13 protein-coding genes are annotated in these 14,669 nt (G+C 32.4%); 3 read left to right on the forward strand and 10 right to left on the reverse strand.

The features are described 5' to 3' along the window. Positions 1–175 precede the first annotated feature (175 nt). Genes C0J27_RS02345 through C0J27_RS02355 form a run of 3 tightly spaced genes read right to left on the reverse strand, consistent with a single transcriptional unit; the run spans position 176 to position 3,396 of the window. Complete coding sequence (locus tag C0J27_RS02345; RefSeq protein ID WP_115585590.1) at positions 176–1,066, reverse strand: hypothetical protein; 891 nt, start codon at positions 1,064–1,066, stop codon at positions 176–178. 32 nt (positions 1,067–1,098) lie between these two features. Next, positions 1,099–2,829 (reverse strand): DUF2207 domain-containing protein, encoded by a 1,731-nt coding sequence (locus C0J27_RS02350; RefSeq protein ID WP_115585591.1) that lies wholly within the window; start codon positions 2,827–2,829, stop codon positions 1,099–1,101. Between the two features lie 12 nt (positions 2,830–2,841). After that, positions 2,842–3,396 (reverse strand): LemA family protein, encoded by a 555-nt coding sequence (locus C0J27_RS02355; protein ID WP_115585592.1) that lies wholly within the window; start codon positions 3,394–3,396, stop codon positions 2,842–2,844. A 190-nt stretch (positions 3,397–3,586) separates the two neighbouring features. Here C0J27_RS02355 and C0J27_RS02360 point away from each other — a divergent pair, with 190 nt between their 5' ends. Further along, a complete protein-coding gene (locus tag C0J27_RS02360; RefSeq protein ID WP_252120584.1) occupies positions 3,587–6,073 on the forward strand; it encodes a right-handed parallel beta-helix repeat-containing protein in 2,487 nt (828 codons plus the stop codon). Positions 6,074–6,268: 195 nt separating this feature from the next. Here C0J27_RS02360 and C0J27_RS02365 read toward each other — a convergent pair whose 3' ends face one another. From C0J27_RS02365 to C0J27_RS02395, 7 genes are all read right to left on the reverse strand, one after another. Then, on the reverse strand, positions 6,269–7,306 hold the full coding sequence (locus C0J27_RS02365; protein WP_162801738.1) for an alpha/beta fold hydrolase: 1,038 nt from the start codon (positions 7,304–7,306) through the stop codon (positions 6,269–6,271). A gap of 221 nt (positions 7,307–7,527) precedes the next feature. After that, on the reverse strand, positions 7,528–9,042 hold the full coding sequence (gene atpA / locus C0J27_RS02370; RefSeq protein WP_115586206.1) for a F0F1 ATP synthase subunit alpha: 1,515 nt from the start codon (positions 9,040–9,042) through the stop codon (positions 7,528–7,530). Positions 9,043–9,050: 8 nt separating this feature from the next. Then, positions 9,051–9,596, reverse strand: a complete 546-nt coding sequence (gene atpH / locus C0J27_RS02375; protein ID WP_115585595.1) for an ATP synthase F1 subunit delta — start codon at positions 9,594–9,596, stop codon at positions 9,051–9,053. Next, entirely contained in the window at positions 9,593–10,075 is a 483-nt protein-coding gene (locus C0J27_RS02380) for a hypothetical protein (RefSeq protein WP_115585596.1), read from the reverse strand. Before C0J27_RS02380 ends, atpH begins: the two co-directional genes overlap by 4 nt. Then, the gene (locus C0J27_RS02385; protein ID WP_115585597.1) at positions 10,072–10,443 is read right to left on the reverse strand and encodes a hypothetical protein; all 372 of its coding nucleotides are present in this window, start codon (positions 10,441–10,443) and stop codon (positions 10,072–10,074) included. The genes C0J27_RS02380 and C0J27_RS02385 overlap by 4 nt, the downstream gene beginning before the upstream one ends. 41 nt (positions 10,444–10,484) lie before the next feature. Beyond that, entirely contained in the window at positions 10,485–10,748 is a 264-nt protein-coding gene (locus tag C0J27_RS02390; protein WP_115585598.1) for an ATP synthase F0 subunit C, read from the reverse strand. 30 nt (positions 10,749–10,778) lie between these two features. Further along, positions 10,779–11,495, reverse strand: coding sequence for a deoxynucleoside kinase (locus C0J27_RS02395; protein ID WP_115585599.1), 717 nt, complete (start codon positions 11,493–11,495; stop codon positions 10,779–10,781). 259 nt (positions 11,496–11,754) lie between these two features. On the opposite strand from C0J27_RS02395, the gene C0J27_RS02400 reads away from it, so the two are divergent. Then, positions 11,755–13,419 carry a hypothetical protein gene (locus C0J27_RS02400; RefSeq protein ID WP_115585600.1) on the forward strand — a complete coding sequence of 555 codons (1,665 nt, stop codon included), beginning with the start codon at positions 11,755–11,757 and terminating at the stop codon, positions 13,417–13,419. Between the two features lie 23 nt (positions 13,420–13,442). Further along, on the forward strand, positions 13,443–14,669 hold the full coding sequence (locus tag C0J27_RS02405; RefSeq protein WP_115585601.1) for a class I tRNA ligase family protein: 1,227 nt from the start codon (positions 13,443–13,445) through the stop codon (positions 14,667–14,669).

Raw genomic sequence — 14,669 nt, forward strand, 5'->3', positions numbered from 1 at the left:
TAGTCCGATAGGGCACACCATTTCTTAATTTTTCATAAAATTAATCATTTTTTAAAATACTGGTTTAATCTCTAAATCAATGTCTCAATCTTTATAAAAATATTTCTAAGTTAGAATATCAATAACTCTTGATTTTTAACTAAATTTACCTCTTTAAACATTTTGTAAACATTAACTACGAATCAAATTTAACTGTAGATAACCGACCTTGCATTAATCTTGAAGCTTGAAAATCTAATTTTAAAGAGTGTTCACACTGTTTTTCTTTTTTATGCATTCGTCTTTTTTTTGACTGTGTTAATAATCGCAATTCTTTATTTACTTTAATATCTGTAATATGGACGCTACAAGTATCTTTCCATAATTTTTGATGTTTATATTTTTGCAAATTTTGCCAAGATAAATAACCTTGGTCATAAAGTAAATTATTTTTATAATATTCCTTACCTAAAAAAGCCTGATCTATAATCATCTCAAAACAAACAGGACAAGAAATTGCTTTTGCTGCAGTAGAATCTGCTTCATATTCATATTCAAAAGCTTTTTTTTCAGTTGGTTTATTAAAAATTAACAGCCCTTCTTGCTTATGCTGTAACACATGAGTTAATTCATGTATCAATATAAATATTCTTTCAGAAGGAACATGTGTAAACAATGATGGAAAAACTTCAATACGACGATAAATAGCATTATAATGAGCTGTTTTATCAAGATCACTATTTTCCATCCACAATTCGACTTCTTCAGGAATATCCATCATAATTTTAAGTTGATTAAAAGTAGCAATCATATCTGGTATCAAATTATATTTGACAAGATATTCTCCTTGATCAACAAGTACATGTTCTTGTCCAATCAATGAATTAAATGGTATAAACTGAGGGCCTACTCCATAATCTTCAATTTCAACATACAAATCTTCTATGCTTCGATCAGGATGATTTTGATGAAATGTTATAACAACTTCTTTAATCTCCTCTTCTCTTGTTTTTTCAAATCGCGCAGCTTGCGTGATTACATTATGACTAAGCAAAATAGAAAAAATAATAATTAATTTTAAATTCATTCTCAATTTCTTTCTTAATTAAAATACATAATTTACCAACCACCACCACCTCCGCCACCGCCTCCTCCTCCAGATCTTCCCTGTCCATTTGATCCAGAAGCTTTTCCTGGTGCTGTTGAAGATGCACTTATTGCTCTTGAAAATCCTTGTGTGAAATTAGAACCAAAGTGATTTGCTTTAAACATTCTTCCACGATACCAAACCGGCATATAATTTGCTTCACCTTGCTTTCCAATTTTTTTAAATAAGCTTGAAAACTGAGCTGTCCATTGTTTTTCAATTCCAAGAGCAATTGCGTAAGGTAAATATTTTTCATATAATTCAGGCGTTCTTATTGGTGGAGTTCCAATAAGATTTATACGTTCAACTTCAGAAACCATGAGATATTGTTTAAAACCATCAATTGCATCTTGTTTTTTTCTTCCTGCAGCAGTATAAATTTTAAATGGACCGTCAGTGAAAATTTTAAAAAAGAACATAAGCACAATTGTTGGGACTATGTCTTCTACCAAGCTCATCGAATCATAGAAAAATAAAAAAACAATTCCCACTAAGGCTAAGCAGGTCAATACAGATCTCCATGAAATAACAGTAAGCGTTGTAATATATGCATTATGATGCGGAGCTATATTTTTTTGGCATACCTTTAAAGCTTTTGCAATTTTAGGATTATATTCTTTTGATATAATTAATTTTTCTTTTTTACCAAACAATGCTACAAGCAATGACAAGTGATATGTATTTATTTTTGTAGAAACACGCAAATTATCTAAAGATTCTTTACGTTTTAACGTATAAGTTCCGCTTGCAAATAATTTGGGTGCATTATAGGTAATCGTAATAAAATTATGAACCGCTAAATCAATAATATCAGCAGATAGCAATAAAGGATTAAACTTCATGTTAGTCATAAAACCAATACTACTAGGTGTCATGTCTACAGGAGGATAGTAGAGTGGAATGACTAAACCCGGCTTATTTTTATGTTTTAATGTAATAACTGCTAGAAGCAAAAGGTACAACAAAAAAAGTAATAATATCCCTATTACTAACAAGATAATATTATCACTCAGCATCCAATATATTTTTTGATTCCATGACGGCTCTTTAACAAATCCTTTAGGAAATGTAACAACAATCGTTAATCCTTGAAATGGATGTAGTCCATTTATCGTAGAAAAATCAATAGAATTACCTTGGATACGATAATCATAATTTTCACCTTGCTGCCCATCATATCCAGTATATGCTTGAACGCTTATGGTGTCAGCTAAAATATTATAAGGTAAAAATACAGTTGCTTGTGCTTTATCTATTGGCAAGCGCCATCCACAACCAGTCACATTCCAATACAACTCATCATGATTCATAAAAAAACCAAGCTGACGAGCTGTTTTGTAGGTAATAACGTACGTATGCCTACCCATCGGTATTTTTATATTTTTATCTCCAATATATATCTTTACACCATTTAAAATTCGCTCTGTAGTATATGTAGTCAAATAACCATTATGCGTAATTGATTGTATATTAAAATCAACATTATGCTTGATTCCATATGAGTCATAATATTTTGTAGGAAATTCTCGCACCAGCCCATGGACAATTTTTTCATTTTCACTGATACATTCTATACATTCTTGTACGGTTAAAGTTGCATCATCATGAACAATAATATCACTTTTAAATGAAGTAATACGCTCAATAGCATCTACAAATGTACAAGTTACTAGAAACAAAATTAAAGCGCGGCATGATAACATTTAAAATCCTTACTAAAATTTTATATGAGGAGAGTTACGCTCTTCTGTTTGCATAACTTCAAAGTAAGAAAGAGGCTCAAATTTAAAAATACCTGCAATTATATTTGAAGGAAACTGAACTCTTGCAATACTATAATTGCGAACTGCTCCATTGTAATAACGACGAGCTAATTGTAATTCATCTTCAACGCTACTTACATCTTTTTGCAATGCCAAAAAATTTTCATTTGCTTTAAGATTTGGATACTGTTCAGCTAACGCAAATAATTTTGTAAGAGAAGCTGTAAGAGCTCCCTCAGCTTTTTCTTTTTGATCAATTTTCATTGCACCCATACAAGCTGCCCGAGCCGTAACAATATCATTAATAATATTTTTTTCATGTATTGTATACTCTTTAACAACTGCTACTAAATTTGAAATCAAATCATAACGACGCTTAAGTTGTACATCAATCCCACTCCATGCTTCTTCAGCTAATGATTTGCTAGAAGTTAATCGATTAAAACTTGTAACAACCCAAACTAATAAAACAAATGAAACCGCACCCAAACCAATTAAATACACCATGCTTAATCCTTTGATTTATACAAATAGATACTTTTAGTGTACATAATAACAGCTCTCATAGAATATTTGTAAGATTTTTATAAATATAATCCGATTGTACCATACACTTTTAAAACAACTTGAAGATCCAATCATCTCAAGCTATAATTGCGCCATTGCTTTAAAAACTATATTTAAAATGAGAATATATATGATCCCTTTCTTCCTAAATGCTTTTGCTGTATTTTTACTTTGCTGCTCATCAATACTATTTGCTGAAAAATCGCCTGCTTATCTTTCTAATTTTTGGTCTGGTGAAAAAGAACATTCCCGCATGTCGGTCCGACACATCGAATCGGGTGGTATAGGTTATGATAATGGTTATACAAGTCTAGAAGCATTTATTGCTCCAGTACCAAACCCAGTCACCTTAATGCCATTTTTAGATGTACGAGGTCATGGCTTTGATAACGGAGATGTTGCTGCAAACATCGGGGTTGGGCTTAGAAAAATTTCAAAATGCAGAGTATTTGGATTTCATGCTTACTATGATTACCGAAATAATGAAAACAAAAATTATAGCCAAATGGCGTTTGGTGTTGAATCACTTGGAAAACGCTGGGATTTTAGAGTCAATGCTTACCTGCCAACTGAACGAGAAATTAGCCCTGTTGGAGAATTTCAATTGAGTGGATTTTCTGGTAATAACATGATGCTTTCTCAAAGCTATCAATTTGCGATGAAAGGTGCTAATGCCAACTTTGGTCTGCACTTTGGGCGCAATAAGGTATGTGATTTTTATGCATGTGCAGGTACTTATTTTTATGCAGGCAAAATAGGACCTCATATCTGGGGTGGAAAAGCTTCTCTTATGGTCAGATTTAATAAATATGTAACCTTAGAAATCAGCAACTCATACGATAAAATGTTCTTAAATCGATTCCAAGTCGGTATTGGTTTTACTATTCCTTTTGGCAAATGTGCAGATCAACCACTTGTTGATGATTATAGATCTTGCGACTCTGATGATCTTTTATTATCAAGAATGACACAACCTATACAGCGACAAGAAATTATTGTAATAGGACAAACACCCGTAGATACCGTTGCTATTAACCCTGCAACTGGTGTACCTTTTACTTTTGTTTTTGTCGACAACATGAGTAACTCACTTGGCACCTACGAAAGCCCTTACCATTCACTACGACAAGCACAAAATAATTCTCAACCTGGTGATATCATCTATGTGTATCCTGGCGATGGAACAACAAAAGGTATGGATGCAGGTATTACCTTACAAGAAAATCAGAAATTTTGGGGTTCTGGCATAAACCACACGCTACAAACAACGCAGGGAACCTTTACGATCCCTGCTCAAAGTACAACAGCTCCTACCATAACTAATATCGATATTGATACGCTTGGTGATGCGATCACTTTGAGTTCTGTGAACAACGTGAGTGGTTTTACTATTATAAATGCTTATAACAATGCTATCTTGGGTAGCAATGTTGAAAATCTTACAGTTGATCATTGTACGTTTCAAGGCACTGGTCTCTATTGCATAAACAGCACATCTCCAGGACAAGCTCATATAAGCGTAACAAACAACACCATGACAGATAACACCAACGGTAGCATATTTGATTTTGGTGGCCCTTCAAATCTAGTAATATCTGACAATACGATGAGTTCAACCACTTCTATAAGTTCATTTCCTATAGCTCTAGCTGCTGATACAAGTTCTTTAAATGCAACTATTACCAATAATAATATCAGTAATAATGAAATTGGTGCTGTACAGCTTGTGCTTAATGATACAAGTTTAGCTACATTAACAATACGTGGTAATACAATAACAAATAATAATGCAGGGTCAGCAGCTCAATTAGGATCAGCTATTGTTATAAATCCTTTAAGTTCAACTACAGGAAACTGCCATATATCACTGACAGATAATATTTTATCGGATAATCAAGGATCTGCACTTTATTGCCATACCAGCGGTGGATTTAATGATTTTCAGGCAACCATAACAAGTAATACATGTACGAATAATGGTGGAGGTTTAAGCTTTGCAAACAACTGTACTACATTAATGCTAACAGCAACCGACAATATTATTTCAAATAATAGCGATAATGGAATTGCTGTAATCGGAACAACGGTAACGACAGGAAATATCACCATATCTGACAACCAAATTACACAACATACAGGTTCTGGATGTGGAATTACTTTTGCTCACTCAGGCACTGAGTTGAATGCAATAATAACAGGTAATAATATCAGTGATAATAGAGGATCTGGAATCTTACTCTATTCTTCAACTGGTATTGAAAATGTAAGCTTGAATATTGAAAATAATATGGTCAACAACAATCAAAATATAGGATCAAATGCTACTGGTGGTATAGATATTGAACAATACACAAATTTATCTATGTTCTTGACCAACAATAATTTATCAAGTAATAATACAAGTGGATTATATGTAGGTTCTACACTGTCTACTCCATTTGTTGACTTACAAATGAAAGGCAACTCAAGTGATAATGGGTATACCTTATCAAATCCTGGTGATGGAGAGTTTAACTTGGCACCATGCAACGTTGAGATCGTCAATAGTGGTATAATTACGACAAGTGGAACTATAACACCAGTTCAATCGTGTCCTGATGATCAACCATGCACTTAAAAAATTACCACGAAAGGATTACTTGATTATTGAACAAGTAATCCTTTCGTAATAAAAACTACATAACCAAAATTTAAAGTAATAGCCCTTGACGTTAGTCCAGGGCTTTAAAAAATGAAAACGGCCATGTATCAAGTGGCTTGAAAGACCCAAGTTTTTCTGACCTGGGTAATAATTCTATCGAATTATAAAATCTTAATTATTTGATGCGGCACTCATTAATAATGCATAATCCCAAACATATTTAACGCTCGATACGATAACATCAGGATTTTCTAATGGCACACGATGAGAACAGCCAGATGGGGTCCATAATTCTTTAAAAGAACAAGATGATCGGCTCAACTGCTGTTCTTTATGTTTTTTACAAGTATCAATAAATAAATTTTGCGTTGCTTTATCAAAGTCATGCAAGTTGCCACATCCATATGCACTGACATCTTCAAAATTGTCCGCAATAATTACTATAAGAGGAATATTTCCAAAGAAACGACAGCTATTTTTTACTTGATTTAAACTTTCATATACATTTTCAATCTCATTATATAATGTTAAAAAATATGATTGCCTAAAAATATTATGAAGTCGCTCATCAATAAAATCTATTGGATAACTTATTTCATTTTTTAATTTATTTCTTTCTGTTTCTTGTCCAATCTTTGCTAGTATCTGAACGGGAATATAACGTACTAAGGATAATTTATACCTTTGCCATTCCCATGATTCTATCATTTTTTTTGGCATATCGATTAACATGTCTTCATGAACAGATTCAATTAAAACCATGCCCACAACTTGCTCTGGATACGTTGCGCAATATAACTGCGTACAAAGCCCTCCAAAAGAATGACCTACAAGAATATATGGACCTGGAATGTTAGCTGTTTTTAATAATAAATGCAAATCTTTGACAATGTTTGCAGCAGTCCTTGGCGCTAAGCTTCTTGAACTAAAACCTAACCCAGCTCTGTCATAGCTACAGCTATATATTTCATGCTCAATTAATTTTTTTTGAATAATATTCCAATATGAACTCTCGCAGTGAAGACCATGTTCAAAAATAACAGTAGGTCCTTTTCCTTTAAATTTTTCCCCAATAGGCCTATAATGCAATCTTGATGAACCAATATCTACCATGGTAATATTTGGATCATACTGTTCTGCACAAATAAGTAATTGCCAATGCATTGCTATAACTATTATTTTCGCTATACACAACAATTTTAATCTCATATACATTTCCTATGCATGCAATTATTTTTTATCTTTATAAATGGAGTCAAAAAAGTATTTTAGCTAAGCTGGGTGAACCAAATTTACATGTGTACAAAAACCTACGATATCGCTTTGCTCATCTTGGCAAACAGTTGCGGCAAAAGAAAAGCTGTAGAACAATGCTATGTTTCCATACCATTATCCTACAGCTTCATTAAAATACATGCACTATAAAATTTCTAGATAGAAAATTTATCATCCGAAATAAAAATGCTACTAAACTCTTTTGCAACATCTTTGAGCATCGCTATATTTTCTGCTGAAATATCTTTTGTTGTTCTTATCTGTGTATAAATAGTTTCATAAACAGATTCTACATAACTTACAAATTGACGAATGAAAAGTTGAACATCTTTTAATGCAATTCTTTTCAAAAAGCCTTCTTTTAATAAAAACAAGATTAATGATTCATCAATAAATGAATAATGAACAAATTGACCTTGCTTTAAAATTTCAACCGCTAAAGCACCCTGCTTTAAATACATCTGAGAAACTTCATCTAACTCAGTTCCAAACTGAGCAAAACTCAAGAGTTCATGATACTGCGCAAGTTCTAAACGTAATTGACTCGTCATTTTTTTAACAGCTTTTGTTTGCGCTGCTCCACCAACACGAGAAACTGATAATTCTACGTTAACCGCAGGACGAATTCCACTGTTAAAAAGTTGTGTGTCTAAGAAAATTTGCCCATCAGTAATCGAAATTAAGTTTGTTGGAATGTAAGCAGTGATATCATCACTTTGAATCTGAATGATTGGCAATGCAGTCATAGAACCACCACTTAACAATCTACCAGATCGTTCTAACAAACGAGAATGTAAATAGAATACGTCACCAGGATACGCTTCACGACCTGGAGCTCGACGCATTAACAATGACATTTCACGATATGCAATAGCATGATTACTTAAATCATCATAAATAATTAAAACATCTTTACCTTGTTGCATAAAATATTCACCAATAGCTGTTCCTGAATAAGGAACAAGATATTGATTTAATACCGCTTCACTTGAATCTGCGTTAACAACAACGGTATATTCAAGCGCACCTTGTTCTTCAAGTAAACGTACTAAACGAGCAATGTTTCCTTGACGTTGGCCAATAGAAACATATACACAAATAACATCTTTACCTTTTTGATTTAAAATAGCATCAATTGCAACGGCTGTTTTACCAGTACTTCTATTACCAATAATAAGTTCTCGTTGCCCTTTTCCTATAGGAAACAATGCATCAATAACCATAATTCCAGTTGGCATCGATTCTGTAATAGGAGTTCGATCAATAATTGATGGAATTTGTGCTTCTACGGGCATATATGCATCTGGTGTAATATCGCCAAGAGCATCAATTGGCTCTCCTAATGCGTTAACAACACGTCCAAGCATTTGATTTCCTGCAGGAATACTTACAACATGTCCTGCACGAGTTGCAACTTCTTGCTCAACAACAGCAATACTTGTTTTAAATAAAAAGACGATAACAAAATCTTCATTTAAATTTAAAACAATACCTTCGTTGCCGCCTTCAAATTTTATGAGTTCTCCGTACACAGCATTTGTTAAGCCAAAAATAGTACAAATACCATCACCAACTTGCACAACAATACCAATTTCTTCAAGATTGTGTTGAGGCCCTTGTTGAAGAGTTTTTTCAAACAAAGAAATTAAATTTATATCTTTAGATTTCATACTGCCTTTCAAGCAATTAATTCTTGTTTAAGTTTTCGTAACTGTTGCGCAATCGAATATTCCCATAAATAATTTTCTGTTTGAAGCCTAATTCCCGCAATAAGTGCTGGATTAACATGATGCCGAACATGCACATGCTGACCAGAAAGCTGCGTGAAAAAATATTTAATTTCTTCAATTTGGTTTTCTGATAAATCATCTGCTGAAATAACTTTCAAATCAACTATGTTATGTTGCATTTTATACAATGCATAAATATCACGTAATGTGTCTGCTGCTAAATTAATATGTTTATTTTTTAACAGAAGATAAAAAAGCTCTTTTAATGAAGGAAATAGATGAAATTTTTCAAAAAAAAGATCAATAAATCTTTTTTTATCAACTTCATCAATAATTGATAATGATAAATAAGAAAGGAGACTTTGATGCTCTGATAAAAATTGAGCAGCTCTCCACATACTACAAAATTCTTCGTAGGTATGTTGTTTGCCACAAACATTTAAATAGGCCTGAGCATATTTTTTAGCAATATCTGACCGAGAAAAACCAATCATAATTGCTCTTTCATACCATCAATTAAATCTTGGGTATATTTTTTTTGAAACTCAGCTGCCTGATACTTTAGCTGTAACTGCTCAGTTACTTGAGCTAAAATATACGGTAACTGTTCTTTGATTGCAAGTTCATTCATAATCACTTGTGATCGTATTATAAAACGGTCTTGTAATGATTGTTCAATCTTTTTTTGTTCAGCTAATCGTTGAGATCGATCTTGTTGGCATTTTTTTTCCCATGCCAAAAATTTGTCTTGCATCAGCTCAAATTGCTGTTCTTGCGTATCAATTTCTTTTAAAATTACCTGGTAATCAGCTATAACTTCTTGACGATCATGCTTAAGTGATTGAATAAAAATATCATATAGCTCTATCATTTTTACAACTGCAGGTATAATTAAACGCTGAATTGCATAATAAAATACGGTAATAAGAACAAAAAAATTAAGAACTTGAAATATAAAATTTAAAAAGATCATTTACGTACCTGTGATAAATTTTCAACTAAAAAAGTTTCAGTTTGCTCTCTATTGTTTTTTGATATTTCAATGTGATCGACATGATACAATATTGATTGACCCTTAAGTTTATGTAAATGAGTCTCTACTGCATCTGCAGGAACCATATTCATCAACGACTCTTTCATCATAAGCTGCCGTTGACGATACGTTTTTTCTAAAGAAACTTTTACGCCTTGCTCTTGCTCTAAATCTTTATACAGTTTTTTTTCAAACAGCTCTTGTTCATCTAATATTTTATAAGCAGGAGCAAATAAATATCTATATAAAAAAAAGTATGCAATACCAAATTGCCCTATTTGAAAAAAAAGCATGATATTAATATCCATAGAACAAGAATCCTTTAAATCTTAAGCGAACTTAGCTACGTTTATGCTCCAAATGAAGTACCAGCACTCCATAAAAGAATTGCAATAATTAATGCGTAAATAGCTGATGTTTCAACCATCGACATCGCAATAATAAGCATCATACGAACTTTTGTATAGCTTTCTGGATTTTTTCCTACTGCATCACATGCAGCTTTTCCAATCATGCCTTGACCAAGTGCTGGTCCAAAACTGCCCACACCCATTACAATGGCTGCTCCAAGGAATGCTGCTGCTTGAGCATAAGTATTATAATTAGCGTCCATAATGTTCCTCTATGTTACTTAGGTTATAACTTACAAAGTCAATGATAAATCTTTATGTATTGGTAGATCAAGATTACAGTCAAAAGCAAAGAAATCAACAATCTGTTGTGCATATTTTTTACAAAGCTCAGGATTATCTTCAAAATCTTGCGTACAATCCAGAATTAATACTGGCACGTTTGCAATATAATCATCAACGCCTTGCTTATGAATAAGCCAATTTTCATGTTTATCGTGCAGTGAACTTAAATAATTTAAGGGTACTGCAGACTCTTCTGATCGAGCTCGTTTTAAAAGTCGTTTATAACAAACTTCTGGTGGCGTTTGTAAATAGATGAAACCTGAAGGTTTTTTTGTATAATGCGTTACAAACCATGCCCACCAATCTTTATATAACTTCCATTCAAGTGAAGTCATAGTTCCCATCTCAAATGCATTCTTTGCAAAACAGTATCGATCTGAATAAACAGATCGTTCTAAAATTTGTAATGGCGTTGTTGTTGTTTTATCAGCTTGCTCTTGCGCCATAATGCGCGTGATAAATGCATATGATTGAAATGTATAAGCCCAGCGATTACTATCTTTATAAAAAGAATCTAATAAATTTTCACCGCCAACATTTTGCCATTGCTCATGTGGCTCATAGACAACTTGAACATCTAGTAAATCATTAATCAAACGTAAAAACGTTGATTTACCTGCTCCAATATTGCCTTCGACGATAATTGCTTTTGATTCTCTTACCATAAAGTGCCCAAGGTTTATGTATCTTACAAAATATAATAATTTTATAAGCTTTATTCTTCTAATTTTTTATTTATTATACTACTTATAGAAATAAAAAAAATCAAAATTTCAAATTTAATTTCAATTCAATATAATGGCTTGGTTATCATATAAATTCAGCTGTTTTGAGTAATATCAAATTATAGAGTATACTTGAAGCTTGAATATTGACTCAATGAACTTTTTTAAGCAATTCTTACGAAAGATTATAAAAAAAATTATGAAAAAAATATCAGTTATATTGGCTATTGGCTTCATATTTTACAGCCCTTCTATATATCTTACAGCAAATGTAGATACTAACAGTTTTTATTTTAACGACGATGATGACTTTGATTTTGATGATTTTGGAAGCAGCAGCGATCTTAATATCAGCAAAGATGACCTGCTTAAATATATTCCTCCCGTACAAAAACGCTCAATTACAAGCAATACTAACGATTGGGCAAATGCTCTTCTTGCTTTACAACTTTCTGGTAATGAGATTATTTTAAACCAATCATTATACCAACGAACGAATCCAATACGAACTCGAACAATTTTAGATTATCCTTTTGCATTAACCTATGGATTTGATGCGCAAGGTAAAAATATAGCCTCACTTGATTTATATGCTAACATTGCATGGCCTAAAAACTTTACACAATCATCACAATTTCTGAGCAGTTATTTAAATACAGAAAATCAAGATATTCTGGATATATTAGACAACATCACTGAACAATTCATGATAGAAAATGCACTTGATTTTGGAGAAACATTTGCTCTTTTATCACCAGGTAAAGTTGTTGAAATTCGTGCTGGTGGTCTATTACAAACTCATTTTTCTCGTGATAAATGGAATATAAACCTTCAGTTACCAGTTCAATATGTAGCACGCGCTTTTTATCTGACTCCAGCAGAAAAAGATCTTTTAATGAATAGCCCACTTGCTTCATCATTTGAAACTGAAAACAATATTTCAGAATCTCAATTTTATTACGAAAATTTCTTTGTTGATCAGCTGGGTATTGGTGATTTTAAAATTAAAGCAATGTACCAAGTCCAACAATCGCCTCATTTTGATGTCAACATTGGTGGATTCATCATCCTTCCTGTTGCAACTGCTATTCAAAAAGGAGTTATTGGCACATGGCTTGAGCAAAATAATAACCGTGCTTATTTAGATTTGCGAACAATCAATCCTGATGGATCAGTTCCATTAACAGGAAAAAATCAAGATGACATTACGAACTTTTTTATGGGTGCAATTAACAAGCTTAACTCAAATATTTTATACCCTCTTCTTGGAAACAATGGTCACGTTGTAACAGCTTTTAGTTGTAATACTGACTGGTACTTTGCTCAAAACTGGAAATTTTGTGGAGATTATTCATTTGAAATCCCATTACGCGCTCATGAACAACGCTTCTATAAAGCTGTACAATCAAATACTGATTTTGAAAATCAATTTAATACACTTGCAAATAACTATAACACTAGTTTTGATGATTCTGATGCAAATGCCCTTGTGCTTTTTGCGAATCAAAAAATTCAAGATATGTTCTTTCCATTTGTATATAACACACTTGTATGGCCTGGCCTTATTGTTAATAGCACCAATCAGTTTGTTGTAAGCCATGATTATTGGGGCGTTCAATTTGGAAGTAATTTTTGGTACCAGGCAAAAGAACAAATCACTGCTCCAATTGCTCCTAGAAACTACGATATTTCTGTTGTTCCTGCATCAAGTGCAGCTCAAGGAAAAGTCTTTGGTAAATTTAATTATAACTTTGATTGTCAAAACAATTCCTGGTCATTATCAGCATATACTGATATAACTGTATGGAATTCTGGCATTGGAAATGATTACACTATTTGCATCAGCTTAGACTGTAAATTTTAAAAAAATATTTAGGAAATAAAAACATGAAAAAAGTTTCTATTCTTGCTTGCCTTCTTTTTTTACACTCGAGTTACACTCATACAGAAATAAAATTAAATAGCCCTATGCTTCGTATTGCTGACAACTCTGGTAGATTTAATGCTTATATTGTTGATATTTTACTGACTCGATCAGATATTATAGCTCTTATTCATGGTAAAAAAGAATGGAACGGTTCAGTTATTAAATTTGCAATGCATGAAAACAAAAAAATCAGCTTAGATGTTTATTTACGTCGTCCTGAAATTATTTTTGGTGCAACTTTTGTTACAATTTCACCAGACCATGAATCACTCCCATCTTTTATTACTTCTGATCAAAAAAAATTAGTCGATAACTATCTAGCAACCGTAAAAAATAAATCTTTATATGAACGACAAATGAATTCAACACTTGAAGGTGTTTTTACAGGTTCTCATGTCATCAATCCTGTAAGTAAAGAACTTTTGCCTGTCTATATCTCTGATTATGCAATTGAATGTTTTGATAGTCGCCATAGTAAAACACGCATCGGCATCCCAGCACACAATAGTAAAGACTTTGATTTTGCTAAGTTTCATAAACTTCCTATAAAAATTGTAGTTGCACCTCCAGCAAAAGAAAGTGACTCTACAACGACAACAAATCTTGCTGACAAAGCAAATTCATTAAAAGAAGCATACCTTGGTGAATATAGAGAATGCACTATTGTTAATAGCGGTCAATTAGACACTTTATCGTTAAAAGATGCTGCAAATAAAGTTATTGAATATATAGAAGCTAACAATTTAGGCAAAGCTCATAAAGAATTTTTAAAATATTTTTATAATAACCAATATTACTCAATTAAAGATATTGTAAAAATTGAATCAGCTTTACATAAAAATCCAACTCAATCACAAGCTATTATTGATCAAAAAAATATTTTACGAACTATATTAGTTTCTGCTCAAGCTGATTTTTTAGAGATCGTAGAAAAATTTATAGTTAACATAAAAAATATAAAGTCTTTAATGATAGCTTTAATCGAAGAATCATGCACATTGCGAAACAATCCTGATTGCTACCTTTTAAGATGGTGTCATTTTACCAGCGATGAAAGCGAAAAAGATATTTTCCGTCGTGATATTACAAGCGTAAAACATCTTGCTATTTTTTGTCATGATCTTGTAAATTTTTTAGATGATTTAGCTCATAGTTGTCCAAATGCATTACATAACATTTACCAATAA

The sequence above is a fragment of the Candidatus Chromulinivorax destructor genome, from assembly GCF_003366055.1.
Classification (GTDB): Bacteria; Babelota; Babeliae; order Babelales; family Chromulinivoraceae; genus Chromulinivorax; species Chromulinivorax destructor.